We start from the raw sequence: 25,504 nt of genomic DNA, 5'->3' as shown, positions 1-25,504 counted from the left end.
TTGTTGCGACGTCTCAACACATCGAACGGGTCCGTTCATGAGTCTTGTCGCGACGCAAGCGTTTTCATGCGCGGTATCGAAATGCGCAAGGAAGGAAATCATGGCGAAACGACATGTTAGAATCGCGCCATGTTCAAGCCTGCGCGACTCCGCCGTTTCGTCCAGCACTGCGCCGCATGGCTGGCGCTGTGCGCGATGCTGTTCGCCTCGCTCATGCCTGCGCTGTCCCACGCCACCGGGCAGGGAAAGTCCGGCGCGCCGGCGTTTTCCGACATCTGTTCCGTGACGTCGCCGGCTTCATCCGGGAAATCGCCTTCCTTGCCATCGTCACCAGGCTTGCCGATGGCGCATGCCGATCACTGCCTACTCTGCTCCCTTCACGGCGTGGATCTTGGCCCGTCCGCGCCGTGCATCGTCCCGCTTCCTCTCGCGGCATTCGCCGCCGAGCGTCCGCCGCTGTTCTACGCCGCCCCGCGCTCCCTCTTCATCTGGGCGTCAGCACGCTCGCGCGCGCCGCCCGCCGCATGACGCTCGCATTCATGCTTGATGCCGGTCAATCCCGGCGCATCACTCTCGCACGATGACTGTCACATCCGGGTGAACCGGGCTTGCCGCGCCAACCAATCTGCCGCCCCGGCGATTGCGCCGCGCCTGCCATCCGTCCTGGCGGTTGCATCGACATCCGAATTCCGAAGTCGGCCACGCCGGCTTCACGTTCTCGAACGATAAACATGACGATTCACGCACGCTGCCTGTACGCGGCATCCCTGTCCCTGTTGTGCGCGCCGCTTCACGCGCAGGAAATCATTGCCGGCGACGCGCGGGGAGGCGACGGCAGCCTTCCCAGCGTCATGGTGCGCGGCGGCCGGCCGACCTCGCTGCCCAAGCAGATCCCGACTACCATCGAAGGCATCTCCGCCGCCGACATCGAGGCCACCATCAATGCCTCCGACAGCGAGGACGCGCTCAAGTACCTGCCGAGCCTGCTGGTACGCAAGCGCTACATCGGCGACTTCAATCATGCGGTGCTCTCCACGCGCGCCTCCGGCACCGGCAACAGCGCGCGCTCGCTGGTCTACGCCGATGGCATCCTGCTGTCGAACCTGCTTGGCAACGGCGCGGCATTCACGCCGCGCTGGGGCATGGTGGCGCCGGAAGAAATCGAGCGCGTCGACGTGCTCTACGGGCCATTTTCCGCCGCCTATCCGGGCAATGCCGCCGGCGCGGTGGTGGATTACCTCACCCGCATGCCGGACAGGTTCGAAGCGCACGCGCGGCTGGGATACGCTACCCAGCAATTCGATCTTTACCGCACCGGCGAGCGCGACGGCGCCAGGCAGGCGAGCGTTTCCGTCGGCGACCGGCAGGGTCCGCTCGCATGGTGGCTTTCGGCCAGCCACCTGGACAGCGACGGACAGCCGCTGGTGCTTGCCACGCGCATGCTCTCCGAGGGCGCTGCGCCGACGCCCGGCACGCCGGTAGCAAGCGGGGCGGTCGCCGGCCGCAACAACCGGGAACAGGACTGGCTGATCCTCGGCACCACCACGCGCTACCGTTCGGCGCAGGACCAGGCCAAGCTCAAGCTTGCCTATGACCTGAGCCGGGATGTCCGCGCCAGCTATGTCCTCGGCATCTGGCGCAACGACACGAAGGCCGGCGTGGAAACCTACCTGCGCGATGCCGCCGGCAATCCGGTCTATGCCGGCAACGTCGTCATCAATGGCAGGCAATACAACCTCGATGCGCCGACGCTGGCATTCGCGCCCGCCGCCAACGACCTCGAACACACCATGCACGGCCTGTCGGTCAAGAGCAATACGCGCGGCACCTTCGACTGGGAAGTCGCGGCCAGCCTGTACGAATACGGCCGCGACATCGCCCGCGCGCCGACCGCCACCCTGCCGGCGGCCTTCGGCGGCGGCGCGGGACGCAACACCGACATGCACGGCACCGGCTGGAACACCATCAGCCTGCGCGGCGTCTGGCGGCCGACCGGTAGCGACAGCCGCACCGGCGACCATGGCATCGACTTCGGCATCCAGCAGGACAGCTTCCGCCTGCGCACCCTGGTCAGCAACACCGCCGACTGGCTCGCCGGCGACGCCGGCAGCCGCTTCTCCGCCTTCAACGGCAATACCCGCTTGCAAAGCCTCTACGCGCAGGACACCTGGCGCTTCGCGCCGGACTGGAAGGCGACGCTGGGCGGCCGCTACGAGCAATGGCAGGCCTGGGGCGGCGAGATCGGCAACGCGGCGCGCATCCTTCCGTTCGGCGCCGATCGCAGCGAGCGCAGCTTTTCCCCGAAGGCCGCGGTGTCACGCGCGATCGGCACCGACTGGACCCTCAAGGCCTCGCTCGGACGCGCGGTGCGCATGCCGACCGTGGGCGAGCTCTACCAGGGCACCGTGAACGGCAACGACATCATCAACACCGATCCCGGCCTGAAACCGGAACGTTCCTGGACCGCCGAGCTGAGCGCAGAGAAAGTGACTGATGCAGGCATGTTCCGCGCCACGCTCTTCCTGGAACGCACGCGCGATGCCTTGTATTCGCAACCGCTGACCGCCACGGTGTCGACGGTGCAGAACGTCGGTGCGATCCGCACCAACGGCCTCGAACTCGCCTGGCAGCGCGCCGACGTGCTCGTCAAGGGATTGCAGGTCGCGGCGAACCTCACCTATGCCGACTCCATCATCACCGAAAACGACGCGTTCCCCGCCAGCGTCGGCAAGCGCCAGCCGCGCGTGCCGCAATGGCGCGCCTCCGCGGTGGCAACTTACCGGCCCGACGCGCGCTGGACCCATTCCCTCGGCATGCGCTACAGCGGCACGCAGTACGGCCAGCTCGACAACAGCGACACCAACGGTTTCAGCTACCTCGGCTTCTCGCGGTTCTTCGTCGCGGACGTGCGCACGCGCTACCAGGTCGACAGGCGCTGGAGCGTGGCGTTCGGCATCGATAACGTGAACGATGAACGCTACTGGGCGTTTCATCCGTATCCGCAGCGGACGTTCAGCGCGGAGTTGCGGTATGACTTGCGGTGAGGGCCCCCGCCTTCGCGGGGATGACGGCACGTTGTGAGTGCCGCGCTGCCCTGATGCTCAACCGGCCGGCTTCGCCGGCGGCGCCACGGGCTGCCGTTCCACCTGTTCCAGCGACGTATCGAGGCAAGCCCATGCCGGCGCGCTGGCGGCCCACATATTGACCGCGGGCTTGACCGACGACGGATCGTCGAGCGTCCCCACCCTCACCACCGTCAGCTGCGGACGCGCCGATGAATTCGCGAACAGGTGTGAGCCGCAGGACGGGCAGAAGCGCCGGGTGATCTGGTTGCCACTGTCCGCGGTGCTCGTGAAGTCGGCGACCGTTCCCGAGATGTCGAGCGCCGCGGTGGGCACGAGCGCATTGACGGTGCCATTGGCCGCAAGGCGCTGGCAGTCCCGGCACCAGCAAAGCCGCACCGCGACGGGATCGGCGGAAATTCGGTAATGCACGGCGCCGCACAGGCAGCGGCCATTTCGCTCGCTCATGTTTTCTCCAGTAGACAATTCATTGATGGCGTGCGGCCGGGATGGCCTGCAGCCGATGCCCATCGCTCTAGCGTCCGACCTTGGCGGACGGGAAGAATACCTGCTGTCCCGCGACTCGGAAAGCGGCGATCGCCCGCTGGCCTTCGTCGGACGTGATCCAGTCGATGAGCTGCGTCGCGCCCTTGTAGTTGACGCCAGGGTATTTTGCCGGATTCACGGCGATGATGCCGTAGGGATTGAACATCTTCGGGTCGCCCTCCACCGCGACCACCAGCCCCGTCTTCGCCTTGTAGGCGGCGAAGGTGGCGCGGTCGGTCAAGGCATAGGCCTCCTTGTCGGCGGCCATGGTGAGCGCTTCGCCCATGCCCGCTCCCGCCGAGATGTAGGCCGGTGCCTGGGGCCGGTCGCCGATCTGTTTCCAGTACGCCTTTTCGATGAGGTCGGTGCCGGAGTTATCTCCGCGGGACACGAACCGCGCCTTGCCGGCGATGATCTTTTTCATCGCGGCGATCACGTCCTTGCCGCCCTTGATGCCGGCGGGATCATTGGCTGGACCCACTAGGATGAAGTCGTTGTACATCACATCGTGCCGCTTTACGCCATAGCCCTCGGCCACCAGCTTGTCTTCCGCGGGCCGGGCATGGGTCAGGCTCACGTCGACCTCGCCATGCTTCGCCAATTCCAGCGCCTTGCCGGTGCCGGTAATGACGACCTTCACTTCCGCGCCGGTCCTTTTCTCGAACATCGGCAGCAGGTAGGCCAGCAGTCCGGAGTCCGCGGTGGTATAGGTGGTCGACATCCGGATGATTTGTTCCGCCTGCGCCGGCGATGGAAGCTGGCTGGCGGCGAGAAGGATCAGGCAGGCGCGAAGGACGTTGCGGCGGCGCATGGACATGTCTGGGAATGATGAGCTGATTGGCAGGCCAGCCGACGTTATACCGCAAAGCCGTCAACGGCGCATCGTCGTCGAAGCGATCCATCCATCTGCCGGGCAATCGTTCTCATGCACCCTGGAAAATCTAAATCCGATGCGGTTCCGTGACCGGCTTGGCCCGCCAGGATGACTTGCCCATCCCAATGTCGCTTGTCGGCGGTTTTTACACCTTTGGCCCAGTTACTCCAAACCTTAATGACAAGTCCTTGATATTTCTAATAAATGGAAACTGGCTCAACTTTTGCTCAAGTGTCGCCAGTAACTTCAACGGCGCGACGAAGCGGCATGGTCTTTCCGTTGCGGGAACGCATGCAGCGATGACACGACATCCAATATTTGAACAGAGGGAGAGATCCATGATGACAATGAAAAAACTGCCCGCCATGCTGGTGCTGGCAGGACTAGCACTCACCGGCGGCATGGCGAATGCGACGGTGTATTCCAATTCGAACGATGCTTCGTCCATCCAGTCCTTCGGCAGCCCGGATACCACCAGCTACGGACAAACCTTCAACCTGGGCGTGGCCAGCACCGTGCTGGACTGGTCGTTCTATGCGACCAGCGGCAACGCGGGCAACCTCGAACTGGTGATCGCCAACTGGAACGGTTCCCGCGCGGTCGGGCCGGCGCTCTATCTCAGCCCGGTCGCTTCCTATGCGGGCGGCGCGCAGACGGTTTCCTTCAACGGCATCAACGCGGTGCTGTCGGCGGGTTCCTACATCGCTTACCTGACCGTGGCCGGCGTGGCAGGTCCCGTCAGCGGCGTGGGATTTGCCGGTTCCTCGTCGGATGGCGGCCTGGGCGGCGGTTTCCGTTTCCTGAATTCGGGCGGCACCGACCCGCTGCTCCTGAACGACACCTGGAGCAACTGGTTCGTCCCGGACATGCAATTCACCGCCAACATCGTCCCCGGCGGCGTGCGCGTCCCGGAGCCGGGCACCCTCGCCCTGCTGGGCCTTGGCGTGCTCGCGTTCGCGGCATCGCGCCGCGGCGCAAAGGCGACGAACGCCTGAGCCGGCTCATCTGCCGGTTTCCTGCAAGCCCGCCTCGCGCGGGCTTTTTGTTTTTTGGTAGTAGGCGATGCGCCGGATGGGACGCAAGGGACGCGGCGCAAAAAATGCGACCCAAAAGAAAAGCGGCTGCTATGACTAGCAGCCGCTTGAATGTTGGTAGGCCGTGTAGGGATCGAACCTACGACCAACGGATTAAGAGTCCGCTGCTCTACCAGCTGAGCTAACGACCCAACGAGCCCGAGATTATAGCAACAAAATCTCGAAATGACGAGTCGATTTGATTCGTCGGTCGCCTCACCTGTTCTGCGCGCCTGTGCAGGCCGGCAGGGACGCACGCGTCGGCGCGAGGGCGGGCAAGTCGTCTTTCCCGGCGGTATTGTTGGTGAAGTTGCAGCCGTAGTTCTTGTCGGCCACCACGGCGGGGGTGAGCACGTCGTCGCCGGCCGGCTTGATGCCCTTCTGTTCCCAATCCGCCATGGCCTGGAATGCCGCCGCCTGCTCGGCCACAGAGAAGTCGCAATGGCCGGGGGCGCGGATCGCGCGCTGCACAAGCAGCTTGTCGTTGCCTTGCTCCATCGCGCGGCGGCGGTAGAGCTGCTCCATGCCGAAGGGCACGTACAGGTCTCCCAAGGTATGCATGGTCACCACCGGCACATTGAACTGGCCGTGGACCTTTGGCACCCAGCGCATCCCGTCGCTGCGCGGGCGGTTGGCCTCGGGCGTGCCGGCGATGCGGTAGATGGCCCGGTTGAAGGCGATGTCTTCCTCGCTCGGCGCGCCGGCATTCGAAAAGCGATACACGATGCCGGTGGTGTTGATGATGTTCCGGGTAAGGACGCCGTTGATCGTCCCGTCGCCGGCGAAGGCGGTCCAGACTGCGTCCTGCAGCGGCTTCACGCGGAAGCCTTCCTCGAAGATCGGGCGCTGCCCGCCGGTCAGGTTCATGACGATGGCCTTGAGACGATCGCCGCGCGGCGTGGTGGCGGAGGGATAGGCGGTCCAGAGCGCGTCGGTGATCTTTTGCCGGAGCGCGGCGAAATCGGGAACCGGGTAGCTGGTGGCCGGCATGCCGGCCAGTTCCATCGCGGCCATCTGGTAGGCACCGAAGTAATTGTAGAGATCGGTGTCGCCGAGCACGCCGCACATCGGCACAGCGCCGTCGTAGCGGACCTTGTGCACGGCGGTCGCCAGCGTTTCCTGCTCGACCGCGGCGGCGGCGATATGGCCGCCCATCGACGGACCCATGATGTAGCGCTTGAGCGGCGCGTGCAGCGGCCGGTTGTTGGCGGCAGCGATGCCGTTGAAGGCGAGCGCCAGCGCGTTGGTGTCTTCCAGTCCGGCGCGCACGTCGTAGTAGTTCTTCGAGTAGCTCGATGCGGCCCAGGCATAGCCGTTCTCGATCAGGTGGCGGCGTATCGCCGGGTTCGAGACGTTCAGGTTCGGTCCTGTGCCGGCATAGCCGTGGGTGTACATCACGAGCATGCCGTTCCAGTTGCGCGGCACCTCGATGCGATAGGCGGCGCCGTCGAGCACGCCGGTCCAGCGGTCGGTCTCGGCCGTGGTGCCGGGCAGGGCGGCAAAGGGCAGGGCGGCAACGTTCGGGATGAAGGTCCGGGCATCCTGCGGCCGCGTCTCCTCGGGCACGGGCAAGGCGATCACGGCGGGCGGCGGGGTGAGGCAGCCGCCGAGGAGCGCGGCGCCCAGCAGGGCGCACAGCGCGGACGGCAGCTTGCCGGATCGTGTGCCATTCAATTGCGCGACAGGTTTTTCCTGCGATCGCATGAGGTCTCCTCCTTGATTGTTTTATCTTGTGCTTGTGTCGTGTCAGTGCGGCGACGCGGTGACCTTGAGCACCTCGTCCACCGTGGTCATGCCTTCCGCCACCTTCATCGCGCCGGCGATACGCAGGGGCTTCATGCCGTCCGCGACGCTCTGCTGCGTCAGGGCGTGCACGTCGGCCTGCTCCTTGATCCGGTGCGAAAAGGCGCTGGTCACCGTCAGCAGTTCATAGAGGCCGGTGCGGCCACGATAACCTGTCTGGCGGCACTCGGGGCAGCCCACCGGCCGGTACACCGCGGCCGGCTTCGGCAACTGCCAGCCGTCGACCAGGCTTTGCCAGACTTCGTCGCTCACCGTGCCATCCGGCTTCTTGCAGTCGGGGCAAAGCGTGCGCACCAGGCGCTGGGCCATGATGCCGATGAGCGTCGCCTCCAGCAGGTAGTAAGGGACGCCGAGTTCCAGCAGGCGCATCACCGCCGACGGAGAATCGTTGGTGTGCAGGGTGGAGAACACCAGGTGGCCGGTCAGCGCCGCCTGGATCGCCATCTCCGCGGTTTCCAGGTCGCGGATCTCGCCCACCATGATGATGTCCGGATCCTGCCGCATGAGGGCGCGCACGCCGTCGGCGAACGACAGGTCGATGCCATGCTGGACCTGCATCTGGTTGAACGACGCCTCGACCATCTCGATCGGGTCTTCCACCGTGCAGACGTTGACCTCGGAGGTAGCCAGCGCCTTGAGCGTGGTGTAGAGCGTGGTGGTCTTGCCGGAGCCGGTCGGGCCGGTCACGAGGATGATGCCGTGCGGGTTGGCGGTCAGGGCATCCCAGCGGCGCGCGTCCTCTTCCGGAAAGCCGAGTTCGGGCAGTGTCTTGACCACCACGTCCGGGTCGAAGATGCGCATCACCAGCTTTTCGCCGAAAGCGGTCGGCATGGTGGACAGGCGCAGCTCGATTTCCTGTCCGCCCGCGGTGCGGGTCTTGATGCGGCCATCCTGCGGCCGGCGCTTCTCGATGACGTCCATGCGGCCGAGCAGCTTGATGCGCGCCGTCATGGCGATCATCACCAGCGCCGGCACCTGGTACACCTGGTGCAGCACGCCGTCGATGCGGAAGCGGATCACGCCGAGGTCGCGCTTGGGTTCGAGGTGGATGTCGGAGGCGCGCTGGTCGAAGGCATACTGCCAGAGCCAGTCGACGATGTTGATGATGTGCTGGTCGTTGGCGTCGAGCTGCCGGTCGCCCTTGCCGAGCTCCACCAGCTGCTCGAAGTTGTTGCGCAGCGAGACGTCCTGGCCGCTGGACTTGTTCGCGCCCTTGATGGACTTGGCGAGCGTGAAGAACTGCGCGGTGTACTGGGCGATGTCGAGCGGGTTGGCAATGACCAGCCGCACCTCGCGCCGCGTGATCTTGGCGATCTCCGCTTCCCATTCGGTGAGGAAGGGCTCGGCGGTGGCGATCACCACGTCGTTCTGGGTCAGCTCGACGGGCAGGATGTTGAAGCGCGCCGCATAGCTGGCCGACATCACGTCCGCGACGCGGCTGAAGTCGATCTTCAGCGGATCGATGCGGAAGAACGGCAGGCCGGCCTTGGCCGCCAGCCATTCGGTCAGCCAGTCGAGCGTGAGCATCTTGTGCGGCGAGGCCGCGGTCTGCAGCTTGCACTGCGCGACGGCGGTCAGGGGATGCATGGCGATCGACGCATTCTTCAACAGCGCCTGGGCCTGGTTGTAGGCGCCCTTGAGGACGGAACGATCCACCGTGCCGTCGGCATGCAGCCAAGTGAAGATCTGGTGCAGGTCGAGGGCCCGCGGCGCCGGCTTGGCGGTGCGTTGTTGTTGCATGATGTCCTAGCTGGTAAGCGCGGCCTTGAGGCCATTGACCCAGGAGCGGGCCGGCAGCTTGGTGCTGTCCTTGATCTGCGCGGCGCGTTCGTAGAGCGCGGGGAAATCGATGTCGCGCGCCGTCTTGAAGGCGATGGCGATGACGTTGCCTTCATGGACCGGCGGCAGGCACAGCACCTGTTCGAAGGCGAAGCGCATCGCCTTGAGGTTCCTGGCGTAGCTGGGATGCTCGCCGAACAAGTTGACGGTCATGATGCCGTCCTCGGCCAGCAGAGCGGCGCAGGCCTGGTAGAACTCCGGCGTGTCCAGCACCGGGCCGCGGGCGGTGGCGTCGTAGAGATCCACCTGCAGCGCGTCGACGCTGTCGTGCCGGGTGGCGTCGGTGACAAAATCCATGGCATCCATCTCGAGGATGGAAAGCCGCTCGTCTTCCGCAGGCAGCTTGAACATGCTGTTGCAGATGGCGATCACCGCCGGGTTGAGTTCGACGGCCGTGACCCGTGCCTCGGGAAACTGCCGATAGCAGAACTTGGTCAGCGCGCCGGTGCCCAGACCGAGCTGCACGACGTGGCCGGGCGCGAGGTTGAACAGCATCCAGGCCATCATCTGCTGGGCATATTCGAGCTCCGGCCAGTCCGGCTTGCGGATGCGCATCGCGCCCTGGACCCATTCGGTGCCGAAATGCAGGTAGCGCACGCCATCCTGTTCAGACAGGGTGACCGGCGCGAATTTCGGCTTGCGCGGCGCCCTCGCGGCGGGGCCTTCCTTGCGGTTCGCTTGCGCTTCGATGGACTTGCGTTTGATGAGCATGGCGGGCGATGAAAAAGTCGGCGCGGTTGCGCCGCATGACGGCAAAGCATCATTCTACCGAATGCGGAGCGTGTTCCCGATACCGCTTTACAACAATTGCCCTTGCGCAGCCGGAGGGTTGGTGCGCGGCGCGGGGGCAACGATCCGCCGCCACTCGGCCAGCTTTTGTTCGAAGGACAACTGGGCGTTGGCCGGGGAGGTAGAAGGCAATACCAGGGTGTCGAAGCCGGCCTGCCGGAACACCAGCTCGAAGCGCCCGGAGGTCTTGCCATTGAAGCACACCCGGAACAGCTGCGGACAGGCATGCTTGAGGTGGTCGAAGCTGTTTGCCCGGGGCTTGCGGATGTCCGCATCCAGGCTGCCTTCCCGCTCGCAGGCGGCCAGCACGTCCCACAGGCCGATGCGATGATGCCCAAGCCGCTCCAGGCGCTGCGTGTAGGGCAGGGCGGCGATGGAATCGTTCAGCACGGCCGACAGCAGGCGCCAGAACTGGTTGCGCGGGTGGGCGTAGTATTGTTGCGCCGCAAGCGAGGCCTCGCCGGGAAAGCTCCCGAGGATGAGGATGCGCGTATCCGGCGCGAGTACCGGCGGAAAGCCGGCCAGCGGGCTGGGCGCGGACGCGGACGGGGTCGATGACTTGGCCATGATGCCATTGTAGGCACTCCCTCGATGGCCTTCTTGTGGCATAGTAAGAAAAACAAGGCCGGGCGCGGCAGGCATGCTGCCAACAAGCCCATCATCACCTGGAGACAGCCATGGAACACGCTACCCAACGCCAGATCGACACGCTCATCGGCATCTATGCGGAAAGCCACCGCAACCATGCAAACGAGATCATCCATTTCATCTGCATTCCGCTGATCGTGTTTTCCTTCCTCGGCATGCTGTGGGCGCTGCATCCCCTCGCCGCCGTTGCCGTTTCGGTGGCAAGCCTGATCTACTACTGCATGCTGTCGCTGCCGTTCGCGGCCGGCATGCTGGCCATGTCCGGCGCCATGCTGTGGCTGCTGTCGGCGCTGCCGCAGCAGCAGATCCTGGCGGTGTCGATAGGCGTGTTCATCGTTGCCTGGATCGGCCAGTTCATCGGCCACAAGATCGAAGGAAAGAAGCCTTCGTTCTTCGATGACCTGCGCTTCCTGCTGATCGGGCCGCTGTTCTGCCTGAGCTTCCTGTACCGCCGCCTCGGCATCGCCTACTGATCCGGCGATGAGCATCGTCATCTTCGGCGCCGGATCGATCGGCGTGTACGTCGGGGCTTCCCTGCATGCGGCCGGCGCGGACGTGCGCATGATCGGCCGGGCCCGCCTGCGGGAAAAGATTGCGCAGGAGGGCCTGCGCCTGTCGGACCTGCATGGCCGCAGCATGGAGATCGAGGGCGCCCGCATCGTCGAGGACCCCGCCACGCTGGCCGAGGCCGACCTCATCCTCGTGACCGTCAAGAGCGCCGACACACCGGCGGCAGCCGACGCCATCCGCAGGCATGCCCGGCAGAATGCCCTCGTGCTCAGCCTGCAGAACGGCGTCGGCAACGTCGAGGCCCTGCGCGAACGCCTGCCCGGGATGGTGGTGCTCGGCGGCATGGTGCCCTTCAACGTGGTGCAGTTGCCGGGCAATCGTTTCCATCGCGGCACCGGCGGCGAGTTGATGGTCGAGGCCTCGCCGCGGCTCGCGCCGTGGCAGGCATCGTTCCAGGCGGCGCACCTGCCGCTCGTGGAGCGCGCCGATTTCCTGTCGGTGCAATGGGGTAAGCTGCTCATCAACCTGAACAACCCGGTCAATGCGCTAGCAGGCATCCCGCTCAAGGCGGAGTTGTCGCAGCGTGGCTACCGGCGCTGCCTGGCCTTGCTGATGGACGAGGCGCTCGGCGCGATGCGGGCGGCGGGCATCGTCCCCGCAAGGATCACCCCGGTGGCGCCGCGGCGCCTGCCGATGCTGATGCGCCTGCCGGACTTCCTGTTCCGCCGCGTCGCCGCCAAGAGCCTGCGCATCGATCCGGAAGCGCGCTCGTCGATGTGGGAAGACCTGCAGGCGGGCCGCAAGACGGAGGTGGACTACCTCAATGGCGCGGTGGTCGCGTTGGCGCGTGCTAACGGCGCGCGGGCCGATGCCAACCAGCGGATGGTGGAACTGATCCATGCGGTGGAGAAGGGCCGCCCGGCCGGCATGAGCCCGCAGGCGCTGTACCGGGCGCTGACCGCGAGCAAGTAGTCAGGCGCTCCGCACCGCGTTCCAGGCCGCATCGGCGAAGATCTCGCGGTAGGCCTTGATGTCCGTCTTCGCCCGCCCGGAGAGCCAGAGGCGGGCGTAGTCATGCGCCGGCCCGGTGATCAGCGAGCCATAGCATTCCAGCGGCCAGTCGCGCACGCTGCCTTCCTCGATGTACTTCCTGAACCAGGCCTTGATCTCGCTGACGCGCGCCTTCGAGTGCGCCGCCAGGTCGGCGGCGCTCTCTCCCCGCGAGACCACGCCGCGGCTGTAGAGGACGAAGCGTGCCTTGTCGGGGTTCGCCGCGATCCAGTCGACGTAGGCATGCACCAGCGCCTTCACCGCGTCTTCCGCGCTGCCGACGCCGGAAAGGTGCCGGCGCTGCAGGTCGCCATGCTCATCCAGCGCGGCGATGTAGACCGCGGCGGCGATGGCATCCTTGCTGCCGAAGTGATGATAGAGGCTGCCCACGCTCGCCCCGGAGCGCTCGCGGATCATGTCGATGGTGGTGGCCTCGATGCCGTTCTCGGTGAAACAGGCGAGGGCGGCATCCAGGATTTCCTGCTTTCTGCTTTTCTTTTCCAAGGTCGTTGCCTTCAAGTCGTTCGACGCGTTTGACTAGAATGATATTCTAGAATAATATTCTAGTGCCTTTACTGCACTGGTCGACACGTTAGCGCAAGCCGGGTCGCCAGGCAAAGTGCCTCCTCCATTTCATCATTATCCAAGCAAGGACCAAGGACATGAACCAGACGCTCGCGCTGTACCAATCCATGGGCAACGAGGCCTTCAGCAAGGCTGTCGGCAGCTTCGCGCCTTACTTCTCGACCATCGCCCCGACCTTCCGGGAATTGCGGCCGGGCTACGCCGAGGTGAGCTTTCCGAACCGCCGCGAAGTCCACAACCACATCGGCACGGTGCATGCGATCGCCCTGTGCAACGCCGCCGAACTCGCCGCCGGAACGATGACCACGGTCTCGATTCCCGAGGGCCGGCAATGGATCCCGGTGGGCATGACGGTGCAATACCTCGCCAAGGCCAAGACCGACATGCGCGTGGTGGCCAATGGCGAGTCGGTCGCCTGGGACGGCACGGGCAACGTCGAGGTGCCGGTGGACGCCTACGACACCGAAGGCAAGCATGTCTTCACCGCGCGCATCACGATGAACCTGCGCTGACCAAGCACCGAACGGAGTCCGACATGAGCCTGCTCTTCCGCATGATCTACGTGTACCTGCTGTCGCTCTTCCGTGAGCGCCTGCCCATCGGCAAGACCGAGAGCCGGCTGCGGCTGCTGACGCTGCCGAACGACCTCGACATCAACATGCACATGAACAACGGCCGCTACCTGACGATCTGCGACCTGAACCGTGTCGATCTCTTCATCCGCACCGGACTGGCGAAGGTCATGGTGAAGAAAGGCTGGATGCCGATCATCGCCGACCACACCATGACGTACAAGAAGCCGCTCAAGCTGTTCGAGCGCTTTCATGTCTCGCTGACGCTGACGCATTGGGATGAGAAGTTCTTCTACATGACCCATACCTTCATGGCGGGGGACCGGCTGGTTGCGGTCGGGACGTCGAAGGGGGTGGTGCGGGGGAAGGGTGGCGTGGTGGCGCCGGGGGAGGTGCTCGCGGAGGTGGAGCGGAGCCGGGGCGGGGTGGTTGCGGGGGTGTGAAGATATCCGGGCGCGGTCGCCCAATACTTGTCATTCCCGCGAAGGCGGGAATCCCATTTCGGTTGTCCGGAAAAACGCGGAATGGGATCCCCGCCTTCGCGGGGATGACGGGATGGCTGCGGGAATGGCAAGCGGAGTCAGATCACTTCGCCGCCAGCAACATCTCATTCAAGCGCTTCACGAACGAAGCCGGATCCACGAGATTCCCTCCCTCCGCCAGCGTCGCCTGGTCGAAGAGAATGTGCGCCCAGTCGCCGAACCTGGCATCTTCATACTTCAAACGCTGCACCAGCGGGTGATCCGGATTGATCTCCAGGATCGGCTTGGAATCCGGCGCGTTCTGACCGGCGGCCTTCAGCATGCGCAGCAAGTTCGATGACAGTTCATGCTCGTCCGCCACGAGGCAGGCCGGCGACTCGGTGAGGCGGAAGGTGATGCGCACGTCCTTGGCCTTGTCGGAAAGCGCCGTCTTCATCTTCTCGACGAGATCCTTGTACTGGGTCTCGGTTTCCTCGTGCTTCTTCTTCTCGGTTTCGTCTTCCATCTTGCCTAGGTCGAGGTCGCCCTTGGCCACGGACACGAGTTCCTTGCCGTCCACGTCGTGCAGGAAGGACAGCATCCATTCGTCGACGCGGTCCGTCATCAGCAGCACTTCCACGCCCTTCTTGCGGAAGATTTCCAGGTGCGGGCTGTTCCTCGCCGCGGTGGTGTTGTCGGCGGCGACGTAGTAGATCTTGTCTTGGCCTTCCTTCATGCGGCCGATGTAGTCGGTGAAGGAGACGGTCTGCGCATCGCTGTCGTTATGCGTGGAGGCGAAGCGCAGCAGCTTGGCGATGCGCTCCTTATTGCCCTGGTCCTCGCCGATGCCTTCCTTCAGCACCTGGCCGAATTCCTTCCAGAACGTCGCGTACTTGTCCTTCTGTTCCTGCTCGTCGCCGTTGGCGAGTTCCTCGAGCAGGCCGAGCACGCGCTTGGTCGAGCCTTCGCGGATCACGCGCACGTCGCGCGATTCCTGCAGGATCTCGCGCGAGACGTTGAGCGGCAGGTCGGCGGAATCGATCACGCCTTTCACGAAGCGCAGGTAGACCGGCATGAGCTGCTCGGCGTCGTCCATGATGAAGACGCGCTTGACGTAAAGCCTGATGCCGCCGCGCTTGTTGCGGTCCCAGAGGTCGAAGGGCGCGCGCGCCGGCACGTAGAGCAGCTGGGTATATTCGCTGCGGCCTTCCACGCGGTTGTGGGTGTAGGCCAGCGGCGCCTCGAAGTCGTGCGAGACGTGCTTGTAGAACTCGACGTACTGCTCGGGGGTGATGTCGGATTTGCTGCGGGTCCAGAGCGCGCTGGCCTGGTTCACCGTTTCCAGTTCGTCCTGGATGACGTTTTCCTTTTTCTCGGCATCCCATTCTTCCTTCTGCATCAGGATGGGCAGCGAGATATGGTCGGAATACTTGCGGATGATGGACTTCAGGCGCCAGGAGGAGAGGAAATCTTCCTCGCCTTCGCGCAGATGCAGGGTGATGTCGGTGCCGCGCGCGGGCTTGTCGATGTTCTCGACGGTGAAGTCGCCCTGGCCGCCGGATTCCCAGCGCACGCCCTGGTCGGCCGGCAGGCCGGCGCGGCGGGTCTCGACGGTGATTTCATCGGCGACGATGAAGCCGGAGTAGAAGCCCACGCCGAACTGGCCGATGAGGGCCGCGTCCTTCTGCTGGTCGCCGGACAGGCGCGAGAAGAATTCCTTGGTGCCCGACTTGGCGATGGTGCCGAGGTGGGCGATGGCTTCGTCGCGGCTCATGCCGATGCCGTTGTCGGAAATGGTGATGGTGCGGGCGTCCTTGTCGAAGGTGACCGTGATCTTCAGGTCGGGGTCGTTCTCGAACAGGGCGCCGTTGTTGATGGCCTCGAAGCGCAGCTTGTCGGCGGCATCCGACGCATTGGAAATGAGTTCGCGCAGGAAAATTTCCTTGTTCGAATACAAGGAGTGAATCATCAGGTGCAGCAGTTGCTTGACTTCCGCCTGGAATCCCAAGGTTTCTTTTTCGATGACAGCCATTTTTTCCTCAATTGTCGGTGGAAAGGGAGGAGGGAAGCGGAACCGCTTCCCTCGCATCGGCGGGAACTTGGGGACGCCTGGCCGGATTTCAAGGGCGCATAGCCGGAAATTTTACTTGCCCTGCAGCCGCCCGATCTCGCGTTCGAAGAAGCGCAGCACCGCCATGTCGGACATCGAGGCGACGTTGATCCGCATCCGGGTGGAGGGAAGCTGGCTCGGCGAGAACAGCGCCCCCGGCGCGAGCAGGATGTGTTCCTCCAGCGCCCTTTCCGCCAGCAGCGTGGTGTCGCAGCCGGCGTCGGCCCAGACGAACAGGCCGGCCGGCGCGGCGATGTCGATGCGCATGCCGATGCGCTCTAGCTGCTTGAAGGTCTTGTCGCGCACGCCGTCGAGCTTGCCGCGCAGCCGGTCGACGTGCTTGCGGTAATGTCCCTCGGACAGGATCTTGTAGACGATGCGTTCCCCGATGTCGGAGGTGGTCAGCGTGGACAGCATCTTGCGGTCGGACAGGCGCTTGGCCATTTCGGGCGACGTCGCGATGAAGCCGACCCGCAGGTTGGCCGCCAGGGTCTTGGAAAAGCCGCCGAGGTAGATTACCCGGTTGAGCTGGTCAAGCGCCGCGATACGGGTGGCGGGCTGCACCTGCGGGCCGGGATGCAGGTCGCAGTAGATGTCGTCCTCGACGATGGTGATGTCGTGCTGCTCGGCGATCTTGAGCACCTGGAAGGCCTTGGCCGCCGACAGCGAGGTGGAGGTCGGGTTGTGCAGCACCGAATTCAGCACGTAGAGGCGCGGCTTGTGGATCGCCGCCAGCTCCGCCAGCCGCGCGATGTCCGGGCCGTCGGGCAGGCGCGGGATGCCGACCACCTTGGTGCCCATCGTGGCGAAGGACCCGAACATCAGGAACCATGCCGGGTCGTCGACGAAGATGGTGTCGCCCGGCTGGGTGAAGTGGCGCGCCACGATGTCCAGCGCCTGGGTGATGCCCGAGGTGGTGACGATCTGTTCGGGCGTGGCGGCAATCTCGAGTTCCGCCAGCTTGAGCTGGAGCTGCTGGCGCAGCGGCAGGAAGCCCTGGGGATTGCCGTACTGCAGCAGCTGGCTCTGGTTCTGCCGGCTGATCGCGCGCAGGCCGTTGGCGATCAGTTCGCCGTCCAGCCAGTCGCCCGGCAGGAGGCCCGACCCCGGCGTGCGACCCGGAGGCAATTGCTGGCGGAACATGTTGCGCACCAGCCAGACCACGTCGAGCTGGGCCGGAGCCGCGTCGACCGCCCGCGCCGCGACCGGCGCCGCCAGCGGCGCGCGCTCCCGCACGTAGAAGCCGGAGCCGCGCCGGGAATCGAGGTAACCCTTCGCCACCAGCCTGTCGTAGGCTTCCACCACGGTGAAGCGCGATACGCCATGCAGGTCGGCGAACTGGCGGATCGACGGCATGCGCGCGCCGCTGCGCAGGAGCTTGTCGTCGATGCGCGCCTCGATCGAGCGCACGATCTGGTCCACGAGGGAATCGCCGCCTTCCCGCGTAAGGGTTTGCGGCGCGGCGATGCTGAGTTCCGCGGCGGGGCGGCGGGCGTTGCCATTGTCATTGGCTCGGGGTGTATTGGTCATGTTGCCGTGACAGTGTTCAGGATTATTTGCCAAAGTGTATTGGTACTGTACTGGTTGCTTCGATTAGGATAGTCGAACCACCAACGAAGGGCAACCATCATGCACGATACGCTTTCCTCCCGCTCGCTCCCCAGCCGCGACCAGCTCGAAGACGCCGCCCGCATCGTGTACGCGGCCATGCCGCCCACGCCCCAGTACGCCTGGCCGCTGCTCAGCGAGGCGCTTGGCGCCGAGGCCTGGGTCAAGCATGAAAACCACACGCCCACCGGCGCTTTCAAGGTACGCGGCGGACTGGTTTACCTGCATGCCCTGTCACGGCGCGCGCCGCAGGTCGCCGGGGTGATTTCCGCAACGCGCGGCAACCACGGCCAGTCCGTCGGCTTCGCAGCGCGGCGGCACGGCATCCGCGCCACCATCGTCGTGCCGCGCGGGAACAGCAAGGAAAAGAACGCGGCGATGCGCGCGCTCGGCGTCGACCTCATCGAGCATGGCGACGAATTCCAGGAAAGCCGCGAGCATGCCATCCACCTCGCCGAAACCCGGCGCCTGCACATGATCCCTTCCTTCCATGCCGACCTGGTTAATGGCGTGGCCAGCTACTGGATGGAATTGTTCAGCGCCCGGCCTGACCTCGATACCGTGTTCGTGGCCATCGGCCAGGGCTCGGGCATCGCCGGCGCGATCGTGGCGCGCGAGGCGCTCGGCCTGAAGACACGCATCGTCGGCGTGGTGTCGGCGCATGCGCTGGCCTACAAGCTCTCGTTCGAATGCCGCGCGAAACTGGAATCGCCGGTCAGCACGAAGCTCGCCGACGGCATGGCCTGCCGCGTGCCCGACCAGGCTTCGCTCGACCTGATCCTGCGCTACGTGGACGACGTCGTGTCGGTGACCGATGACGAGGTGGCTGCGGCGATGCGCCTGTATTACCTGTCCACCCACAACGTCGCGGAGGGCGCGGGCGCGGCGCCGCTGGCCGCCGCCATGCAGCAGCGGCACCGCCTGCAGGGCAAGCGCATCGGCCTGCCGCTGGGCGGCGGCAACGTCGACCACGACCAGTTCGCAGAGGTCCTGCAGCAACGAGAGGAGTGCCTGACATGAGCGCGACGATGAGCCAGGAAAGCAAGGGTATGTGGCTGGGCGCCGCCGGCGTCGCCATCTTCAGCCTGACCCTGCCGTTCACGCGCATGGCCGTGGCCGAGCTCGACCCGGTGCTGGTGGCGCTCGGGCGGGCGGTGGTGGCGGCGGTCGGTTCCGCCATCCTGTTGTGGTACCTGGATGCGCCGCGGCCCACGGCCCGCCAGTGGCGCGCGCTGGCGGTGACCGCGCTCGGCGTGGTGGTCGGCTTCCCGGTGTTTTCTTCCATCGCGATGCGCCACGTGCCCGCCTCGCACGGCGCGGTCGTGCTCGGCATCCTGCCGCTGGCGACCGCGATGTTCGGCGCGCTGCGCTTCGGCGAGCGTCCCTCCCTCGGCTTCTGGATCGCCGCGCTGTTCGGCAGCGGCATCGTGGTCGGATTTGCCGTCTGGCAGGGCGCCGGCGGCCTGCAGTCCGCCGACCTGGCCCTGTTCGCCGCCGTGGTGCTGGCGGCCATGGGCTACGCGGAAGGCGCGCGCCTGTCCCAGACTATGGGCGGGCAGCAGGTGATTTCCTGGGCGCTGGTGCTGTCCGCGCCGGTATTGCTGCCCGTCACCGCCTGGCTGTGCTGGCGGCATGGGGTCGAGGCGTCGCCGCGGGCCTGGATAGGATTCGGCTATGTGTCCGTATTTTCGATGTTTATTGGGTTCTTCTTTTGGTATAAAGGCTTGGCGCTCGGCGGCATCGCCCGGGTCGGGCAGGTGCAGCTGATCCAGCCCTTCCTCACCCTTGCGGGCGCGGCCGTGATCCTGGGCGAGCACCTCGACGCGGTCCAGTTGCTGTTCGCCCTTGCCGTCATCGCCGTCGTTGCCGTCGGCAGGCGCATGTCGGTCAGGCGCTGAAGGTACAATCGACGGTTTTGGGCATGGAGCCATCCAGCCACCAATTCCGCCTTGCCGGTCAACCCCTCTTTTCGGAGTCACCCGTGTCCGTTTACGACAAACTGAAATCGCTGAACATCGAACTGCCCGCCGTCTCCGCGCCCGCCGCCGCCTACGTCATGTATGCGCAGAGCGGCAATACCGTCTACCTGTCCGGCCACATCGCCAAGAAGGACGGCAAGCCCTGGGTCGGCCAGCTCGGCAAGACCATGAACACCGACGAAGGCAAGCAGGCCGCGCGCGCCGTCGCCATCGACCTGATCGCTACCCTGCAGGCGGCCTGCGGCGGGGACCTCAACCGCGTGCGCCGCATCGTCAAGGTGATGAGCCTGGTGAATTCGACGAGCGAGTTCACCGAGCAGCACCTGGTGACCAACGGCGCGTCCGAGCTGATCGGCGAAGTCTTCGGCGAGCAGGGCAAGCATGCCCGTTCCGCCTTCGGCGTCGCCCAGATCCCGCTCGGCGCCTGCGTGGAAATCGAACTGATCGCCGAGCTTGCCTGAACGGCCATGCGCCCATCCGATCATGCCGAAGCCGCTTTCTGCGCCGGCGGCGATGGGCGATAATGCAGGGCAGCGTCGACACGCACGGCGCACGCCCACCCGGCGCGCGCCGCCAGGGCCCGCCACGAGCGGGCAGGGCAAGCATGCGGGCAGAACGGCATGGCCTCCCGCGATTTTGAGAGAGAGACAAGCATGAAAATGGAACACCCCACCCCGATGCAATGGCAGTTTTCGCAACGCGCACAACAGCTGCAGAGCTCAGTCATCCGTGAAATCCTGAAGGTCACGGTACGCCCGGAAGTCATTTCCTTCGCCGGCGGACTGCCTTCCCCCGCCACCTTCCCGGTGGAACGCATGCAGGCCGCCTTCGACAAGGTGCTGTCGCAGCAAGGCAAGGTCGCTCTCCAGTACGGCCCGACCGACGGCTACGGTCCCCTGCGCGAGTGGATCGCCCAATCGCTCTCCACCGCCGACGCGAAGATCCTGCCCGAGCAGGTGCTGATGGTGTCCGGTTCGCAGCAGGGCCTGGACCTGCTGGCCAAGGTACTGGTCGACGAAGGCAGCAAGGTGCTGGTCGAGACGCCCAGCTATCTCGGCGCCCTGCAGGCCTTCTCCGTCTACCGCCCCGAATTCGTATCCGTGCCCGGAGACGAGCATGGCCTGCTGCCCGACCAGGTGGCCGCCATCGGCCAGGGCGCGCGCATGCTGTACTCGCTGCCCAACTTCCAGAACCCGACCGGCCGCACCCTGCCGCTCGAGCGACGCCTTGCCCTGGTCGAGGCCTGCGCCCGCCTCGGCCTGCCGCTGATCGAGGACGATCCCTACGGCGCGCTGAGCTACCGCGGCGAGCCGCTGCCCCGCATGCTGAACATGAATCCGCAGGGCGTGATCTACATGGGCTCGTTCTCCAAGGTCCTCACCCCGGGCATCCGCCTCGGCTACGTGGTCGCCCCGGTGCCGCTGATCCGCAAGCTGGAACAGGCCAAGCAAGCCGCCGACCTGCACACCGCGCAGCTCACGCAGATGGTGGTGCACGAGGTCATCAAGGATGGCTTTCTCGACCAGCACATTCCCACCATCCGCAAGCTGTATTCCGACCAGTGCCAGGCCATGCTCGACGCCCTGGAAGAGTTCTTCCCCGCCGGCGTCACCTGGACCAAGCCGGCTGGCGGCATGTTCCTCTGGCTGACCTTGCCGAAGCACATCGACAGCATGAAGCTGCTGGACGAAGCCATCGCCGACCTCGTCGCCTTCGTCCCGGGCGCGCCGTTCTATGCGAATGAGGCTGAGCACAACACGTTGCGGCTGTCCTTCGTCACCGTGCCGCCGGAGAAGATCCGCGAAGGCGTCGCGAAGCTGGGCAAGCTGATCGCGTCGAAGCTGTAAGCAGGCGGGGAACGAGCCGAGCCGGGACGGAAGATTAGTCCCGGCTAATTTTCATGGGGTGGGGTAAGACGCCTGGGTACATTGTCAGCGCCGGTGCGGATGCGCCGTTCTTGATCTGACTTTGCTGGACGACCCGCCATGACCAACCCGATTTCCCAAAGCACGACCGTTGCGGTTGGCTTGACGCCTGCCGTAGATACACCGGACGGCGGAGGCGGCGAGTCTTCCGCCGTCAAGCATTCCATGAACGAAGGCATCTTCGGTGCCGGTTCAAGAGACGTTCCGGACCGCATGGCGCGCACCGCCCAAGCTAACGGCACGGCACCCATCTTCAAGCAAAACTTGGCCGGTTCCGGAAGCCAGGAATCCGTCGTCGCCCGATTTCTCAAAGCATCGCCAGCCGATTTCGATGGCATTGCCATGCAGGTCTTCAATGAACTGAAGGATCCGCGCAATGAACCTGATGGTGAAAGATTGATGCAGGCAATGTTGCCGCCCTCGGGGCATGCCGACCGCGGCGCACTGTTTGAAAAAGCGCGTGCGGATAAAATGCTGGGTCCGGCGATGACGCGAGCGTACTCATCCCTTGCCGACAAGCTTTGCGACGCGAAGGTCATCAGCAATGGGCTTGCTTCGCACTTGAAGAGCAACATGGAAAACCTGTTTTTGCCCCGATCCTATCTTCATTGACGTGTTGCGTCTGGTATTGGAAGGTCAATACGTACCGCGCAAACCATTGCACCAAGCGGCAGAAATGGGATTACCGCCTGCGCGGGAATGACAAGGGATGGGCGACCGCACATATCTCGTTCCATCACCGCACCGACTACCTGTCATTCCCGCGCAGGCGGGAATCCCATTTCAGAGGTACAACCGCAAGCGTTCGACTCCAACCCCTGACCGCATGATGCCGCCGAGGGCATCGGCATGAGAACCGGCATAACAGATCCTTCCTTCACCACCCTCCAAACGGATCACGCCGTATCCAGTCCGCCTCTTTCCCCAGCATCCGGGGCAGCTCCTTCACCAGATCACGATCAGACTCCAGGTACACATCTAGACAACGATTGATGCTCTCGATCCGCCCGTCGATCCTTTCCTCTGCCTGTTTCAAATCGCTATACCTGGACTCCCATGCCGGATTGTCCAGCAGGAGGTCGGGCTTCAGCCCCAACAAACAGGGCAACTTTTCGCCATCCTTCCCCACGATGCTTGACTTCACGCCCAGCGCACGCGCCACCTTGCCCCGCAATATCGCTTTCAGGTTCAGGCGCACCAGCGCGACCAGGAAGGGCCGGAACTGCCACTGCGCTTCCTGCTCGAAACGCAGCTTCGCCTCCGCCAGTTCGCCTTCCGTGTCAGTCCTATGGAAATGCCGGTCGAAGAGCTTGCCGAGCATGAGCTTCAATTCCGGCTTGCTCGCATTGTCCAAGCCCGGGACCGCCTTGCGCTTGAGCATGGAAGAGGTAACCCCGGTTTGCAGGCAAGTGGCATGGAAACGCTCGAGCTGGTCTTGCATGAGGGCGTCCTTCATCTCCTTCCGGGCCTCAGCGTGAAAGATCGGCATCGTGTCCGTGTCCGCAGGTTTGCACGGCGCACTCGGGACCGCAGGCTTTCCAGGCAAGGGGAGGGCAATGCGCCTGCTCTTGTCATGAAGGTGGATGCGAACCTCGTTTCGTCCGCGCCGCTGCTGCGGGGTAGGTGACAGTCCGGGGCCGCCGATTCGGAAATTCCCGCGTGCATCGGGCGTGGCGGCGGACCCGTTGGCGTTCGCGTCATTGATGCAATTGGAGCGGATGGCTTGCGGCGCAAGGTTCTTCAGCATGGCGGTGTGGCTCCGGATGGAGCGCGATGTCGATGGAGGGAAAGGCCGGGGAGTGTAGACGGACCGTGCGCCGATGAAACGACAAATTAAGAACCCTAACGCAAGCTGATTGAAGCCTGGCCGCGCGCAAGATTTCAGCCGGTCGAACGCCGGCGAAAAAGATTCCAAGCCGACGTCGAAGGGGACAGTCCGGCCGGCGGCAGGTCGAGTACCTTTCTGTCGAAGCTCAAGTTCTCGAGTTGGCCCGTTCCGAGGGCGCTATGCCAGGAACGCAGCGTCTCCACGTGAATCAGCGATTCCCTGACGAGGGAGTGCAGGGCTTTGTCATCGTCGATGCCTCCCAGGACCGTGCGCGCGAAGCTCGCGGAATAGCGAAGAAAGGGAGGGTGAAGATTGCGGTTCAGGGTCTCGTGCCAATCTTCCTTCGCCAGGATCTGGGCTTGCGTCATGGCGCCGGGTTGCACGACGACGTCAAATGCGTCGTACAGCGCCTCGCCCGCGACCAGGAAAATGTTTGCCTGCAGCGTGTCATGGAAATGTTCCAGCGCCGCGCGTTGCGCGGTCGGGTCGTCCATGCTTTCGATGCTCGCCAGCTTCTTTTGTGCCTTGGCCTGGATGTCGTTGACATACTTCTCGCAAGCGCCTTCGCATAGATCGAGAATGCCTTGGGTGGGTGCACCCACCTTTATCTGCTCACGCAGTTTCTTCATTGCCACGCGCTTGGTCACGCGCAAATGGGAATCGAGGCATTCCCGGTAGAGGGCGACGCGGTATTTGCTCAGCGCCTTGTCCATGCCCGACATGAATTCCTTTTCGAGTTCCAGCGCCCGGTCGATCGAGATGTCACCCGGGGGTTGGGCTGGCATGCTCGTCGTCGGCCACTTGCCGAAGAGCTTTTTCGCTTCCTTTTGGATTTCCCCTTCCATGTTCAGCTTCCGCGCTTTCTCAAGGTAGGCGTCACCGATCTCTTCGCCATATTCTTCGGCGCACATCGCATGGAAGTCGTGGAATGCCCAGCGGGCGACGTGCTCGCCGTACATCGAAGCATGGATGGGAAGTTCGCTCTTGAGATTGATGGAGCGTCCTGCCATGTAGCGGCCGATCATCGAATTGGGTGCTGCCTTCTGCAACGCGACGAAGGCGGGATGCGGTTTGCCATGTCTCCAACTGTTGTGGATCACGAGGTGTTGCCGGCCAGTGCCCGCCGGGGATGTCGATGGCCGCTTGGAAGTGGACGGCGCGATGTTGCTCCCGCCGTTGTGATGTGTCAGTTCACTCGTGCCGCCATTGGTCTTCGGAGTGTCGGCGGCATCCGCTGTGCTCGTGACATTGGCAACGGAATTGATGCCTTTCATGGAACCCTTCAATCTGGCGCATGGGCATGCGGCCTGCCTGGAATGGATGGCGGAAAACCGGCTTTGTTGTGACGCTAGCATTCCGGTTTGCGCATGGAGACAATTATTAAGCAGCGCTAATACAAGGGAACAGGATTTGTGTAACGCACCCAGGGAAGAGCGGTCCGCTTACCGCACCACGCGCTGCTCTGTGCCCAAGCCACTGCGTTCCAGCCATTTCAGCACCGAATCCGCCGTCACCGTCCGTATCCGGTCCGCCATGCGCTCGCCCAGCGGATGATCGTCGAACGCCACGTTCGCCGCGGTCAGGCGGCCGCCCAGCCGCGTCATGGCATCGATATGCAATACCGTCGGCACGTATCCCGCGGCCTTCAGCCATTGCTGCGCCGCCTCCCGGGTATCGGTGCCGGCCATGCCCAGCGCGAGGGTTTCGATCACCCACTGGTTCGATTGCTGGTACCGCCTTCCCCATGCATAGCTCACCATGCTGTAGTGCCTTTCATGCAAGGTCCCCAGCGCGCGATCGTTTTGCAGCAGCGGCAGCAGGCGCCGTTGCACGGCGGGTTGCAGGGGCACGAAGGCCGCTTCGTAGCGCCAGGGGTCGTCGAGGAAGAATTCGCCGAGACCCTGGCGGTAGAGCGCCGCCTCCGCCGTGCCGCACTGGTTGAGCTTGTGCACCACCCGCCACACGGGGTTGCCTTGCGCGTCGATCTGCCGGTAGGCGAAGGCGATGTGGGAATACCGCTGGCCGTACTTGCCGAGGTCTTGCCCGGCACGGGCGAGAACCGCGACGTCGCTGCCGCTGGCTTCCAGCGCGGCCAGCGTCCTTTCGGCCAGCTGCAATCCCTGGGTGATGCTGGCGACGGACGGCCGCCTGGTTTCGCAAGGCCTTCCCGCGAAGGCATGCGGCACGCTCAGCAGCGCGCAGCAGAGGACGAGAAGCAATGACAGGAAACGGTTGCGCATGT

The 25,504-nt window shown here is 64.5% G+C and carries 24 protein-coding genes and 1 tRNA gene; 12 read left to right on the top strand and 13 right to left on the bottom strand.

The window, feature by feature from the left end; translation table 11 throughout:
• The first annotated feature begins 129 nt into the window (after positions 1 to 129).
• Entirely contained in the window at positions 130 to 528 is a 399-nt protein-coding gene (locus G3574_RS09020; protein WP_163962192.1) for a DUF2946 domain-containing protein, read from the top strand.
• A gap of 203 nt (positions 529 to 731) precedes the next feature.
• Positions 732 to 3,044 carry a TonB-dependent receptor gene (locus G3574_RS09015; protein WP_163962190.1) on the top strand — a complete coding sequence of 771 codons (2,313 nt, stop codon included), beginning with the start codon at positions 732 to 734 and terminating at the stop codon, positions 3,042 to 3,044.
• A 57-nt stretch (positions 3,045 to 3,101) separates the two neighbouring features.
• On the opposite strand, the gene G3574_RS09010 is transcribed toward G3574_RS09015, so the two are convergent.
• Both G3574_RS09010 and G3574_RS09005 read right to left on the bottom strand, forming a co-directional pair.
• Positions 3,102 to 3,530 (bottom strand): GFA family protein, encoded by a 429-nt coding sequence (locus tag G3574_RS09010; protein ID WP_163962188.1) that lies wholly within the window; start codon positions 3,528 to 3,530, stop codon positions 3,102 to 3,104.
• Between the two features lie 67 nt (positions 3,531 to 3,597).
• Positions 3,598 to 4,419, bottom strand: coding sequence for a substrate-binding domain-containing protein (locus tag G3574_RS09005; protein WP_163962230.1), 822 nt, complete (start codon positions 4,417 to 4,419; stop codon positions 3,598 to 3,600).
• A 401-nt stretch (positions 4,420 to 4,820) separates the two neighbouring features.
• Here G3574_RS09005 and G3574_RS09000 point away from each other — a divergent pair, with 401 nt between their 5' ends.
• Positions 4,821 to 5,477, top strand: a complete 657-nt coding sequence (locus G3574_RS09000) for a PEP-CTERM sorting domain-containing protein (RefSeq protein ID WP_163962186.1) — start codon at positions 4,821 to 4,823, stop codon at positions 5,475 to 5,477.
• 154 nt (positions 5,478 to 5,631) lie between these two features.
• On the opposite strand, the gene G3574_RS08995 is transcribed toward G3574_RS09000, so the two are convergent.
• The 5 genes from G3574_RS08995 to G3574_RS08975 all read right to left on the bottom strand — a co-directional run bounded on the left by G3574_RS08995 (position 5,632) and on the right by G3574_RS08975 (position 10,553).
• Positions 5,632 to 5,707 (bottom strand) — tRNA-Lys (locus G3574_RS08995).
• A gap of 64 nt (positions 5,708 to 5,771) precedes the next feature.
• Entirely contained in the window at positions 5,772 to 7,259 is a 1,488-nt protein-coding gene (locus tag G3574_RS08990) for an alpha/beta hydrolase family protein (RefSeq protein WP_163962184.1), read from the bottom strand.
• Positions 7,260 to 7,301: 42 nt separating this feature from the next.
• Complete coding sequence (locus G3574_RS08985; protein ID WP_163962182.1) at positions 7,302 to 9,098, bottom strand: GspE/PulE family protein; 1,797 nt, start codon at positions 9,096 to 9,098, stop codon at positions 7,302 to 7,304.
• Positions 9,099 to 9,104: 6 nt separating this feature from the next.
• Positions 9,105 to 9,908 carry a spermine/spermidine synthase domain-containing protein gene (locus G3574_RS08980; RefSeq protein ID WP_163962180.1) on the bottom strand — a complete coding sequence of 268 codons (804 nt, stop codon included), beginning with the start codon at positions 9,906 to 9,908 and terminating at the stop codon, positions 9,105 to 9,107.
• Between the two features lie 87 nt (positions 9,909 to 9,995).
• Positions 9,996 to 10,553, bottom strand: a complete 558-nt coding sequence (locus G3574_RS08975; protein WP_163962178.1) for a DNA-deoxyinosine glycosylase — start codon at positions 10,551 to 10,553, stop codon at positions 9,996 to 9,998.
• A gap of 110 nt (positions 10,554 to 10,663) precedes the next feature.
• Here G3574_RS08975 and G3574_RS08970 point away from each other — a divergent pair, with 110 nt between their 5' ends.
• Positions 10,664 to 11,107 carry an Mpo1 family 2-hydroxy fatty acid dioxygenase gene (locus G3574_RS08970; RefSeq protein WP_163962176.1) on the top strand — a complete coding sequence of 148 codons (444 nt, stop codon included), beginning with the start codon at positions 10,664 to 10,666 and terminating at the stop codon, positions 11,105 to 11,107.
• Between the two features lie 7 nt (positions 11,108 to 11,114).
• Positions 11,115 to 12,116: a 2-dehydropantoate 2-reductase gene (locus G3574_RS08965; protein WP_163962174.1), complete on the top strand. Its 1,002-nt coding sequence runs from the start codon at positions 11,115 to 11,117 to the stop codon at positions 12,114 to 12,116.
• Here the strand turns inward: G3574_RS08965 and G3574_RS08960 are convergent, their stop codons facing one another.
• On the bottom strand, positions 12,117 to 12,698 hold the full coding sequence (locus tag G3574_RS08960) for a TetR/AcrR family transcriptional regulator (protein ID WP_163962172.1): 582 nt from the start codon (positions 12,696 to 12,698) through the stop codon (positions 12,117 to 12,119).
• A gap of 158 nt (positions 12,699 to 12,856) precedes the next feature.
• Here G3574_RS08960 and G3574_RS08955 point away from each other — a divergent pair, with 158 nt between their 5' ends.
• Positions 12,857 to 13,291 carry a hotdog fold domain-containing protein gene (locus G3574_RS08955; protein ID WP_163962170.1) on the top strand — a complete coding sequence of 145 codons (435 nt, stop codon included), beginning with the start codon at positions 12,857 to 12,859 and terminating at the stop codon, positions 13,289 to 13,291.
• A gap of 23 nt (positions 13,292 to 13,314) precedes the next feature.
• The gene (locus tag G3574_RS08950; protein WP_163962168.1) at positions 13,315 to 13,794 is read left to right on the top strand and encodes an acyl-CoA thioesterase; all 480 of its coding nucleotides are present in this window, start codon (positions 13,315 to 13,317) and stop codon (positions 13,792 to 13,794) included.
• A gap of 142 nt (positions 13,795 to 13,936) precedes the next feature.
• Here the strand turns inward: G3574_RS08950 and htpG are convergent, their stop codons facing one another.
• On the bottom strand, positions 13,937 to 15,844 hold the full coding sequence (gene htpG, locus G3574_RS08945; RefSeq protein ID WP_163962165.1) for a molecular chaperone HtpG: 1,908 nt from the start codon (positions 15,842 to 15,844) through the stop codon (positions 13,937 to 13,939).
• A 111-nt stretch (positions 15,845 to 15,955) separates the two neighbouring features.
• Positions 15,956 to 17,452, bottom strand: a complete 1,497-nt coding sequence (locus G3574_RS08940; RefSeq protein ID WP_163962163.1) for an aminotransferase-like domain-containing protein — start codon at positions 17,450 to 17,452, stop codon at positions 15,956 to 15,958.
• Positions 17,453 to 17,551: 99 nt separating this feature from the next.
• On the opposite strand from G3574_RS08940, the gene G3574_RS08935 reads away from it, so the two are divergent.
• The 5 genes from G3574_RS08935 (at position 17,552) to G3574_RS08915 (ending at position 22,046) form a co-directional block, all read left to right on the top strand.
• Entirely contained in the window at positions 17,552 to 18,550 is a 999-nt protein-coding gene (locus G3574_RS08935; protein ID WP_163962161.1) for a threonine dehydratase, read from the top strand.
• A complete protein-coding gene (locus G3574_RS08930; protein ID WP_235953220.1) occupies positions 18,547 to 19,428 on the top strand; it encodes a DMT family transporter in 882 nt (293 codons plus the stop codon). Before G3574_RS08935 ends, G3574_RS08930 begins: the two co-directional genes overlap by 4 nt.
• A gap of 83 nt (positions 19,429 to 19,511) precedes the next feature.
• Positions 19,512 to 19,970, top strand: a complete 459-nt coding sequence (locus tag G3574_RS08925) for a RidA family protein (protein ID WP_163962159.1) — start codon at positions 19,512 to 19,514, stop codon at positions 19,968 to 19,970.
• A gap of 192 nt (positions 19,971 to 20,162) precedes the next feature.
• On the top strand, positions 20,163 to 21,356 hold the full coding sequence (locus G3574_RS08920) for an aminotransferase-like domain-containing protein (protein WP_163962157.1): 1,194 nt from the start codon (positions 20,163 to 20,165) through the stop codon (positions 21,354 to 21,356).
• Between the two features lie 138 nt (positions 21,357 to 21,494).
• Entirely contained in the window at positions 21,495 to 22,046 is a 552-nt protein-coding gene (locus G3574_RS08915; protein ID WP_163962155.1) for a hypothetical protein, read from the top strand.
• A 265-nt stretch (positions 22,047 to 22,311) separates the two neighbouring features.
• On the opposite strand, the gene G3574_RS08910 is transcribed toward G3574_RS08915, so the two are convergent.
• From G3574_RS08910 to G3574_RS08900, 3 genes are all read right to left on the bottom strand, one after another.
• Complete coding sequence (locus tag G3574_RS08910) at positions 22,312 to 23,181, bottom strand: hypothetical protein (protein ID WP_163962153.1); 870 nt, start codon at positions 23,179 to 23,181, stop codon at positions 22,312 to 22,314.
• A 134-nt stretch (positions 23,182 to 23,315) separates the two neighbouring features.
• Positions 23,316 to 24,536 carry a hypothetical protein gene (locus G3574_RS08905; protein ID WP_163962151.1) on the bottom strand — a complete coding sequence of 407 codons (1,221 nt, stop codon included), beginning with the start codon at positions 24,534 to 24,536 and terminating at the stop codon, positions 23,316 to 23,318.
• A gap of 168 nt (positions 24,537 to 24,704) precedes the next feature.
• The gene (locus G3574_RS08900) at positions 24,705 to 25,502 is read right to left on the bottom strand and encodes a DUF2145 domain-containing protein (RefSeq protein WP_163962149.1); all 798 of its coding nucleotides are present in this window, start codon (positions 25,500 to 25,502) and stop codon (positions 24,705 to 24,707) included.
• Between the last annotated feature and the right edge of the window lie 2 nt (positions 25,503 to 25,504).

This window comes from Noviherbaspirillum galbum, assembly GCF_010974945.1.
In the GTDB taxonomy this organism is placed as follows: domain Bacteria; phylum Pseudomonadota; class Gammaproteobacteria; order Burkholderiales; family Burkholderiaceae_D; genus Noviherbaspirillum; species Noviherbaspirillum galbum.
Note: the sequence above shows the minus strand (reverse complement) of the source record. Positions and strands in the feature narration are given on the sequence as shown.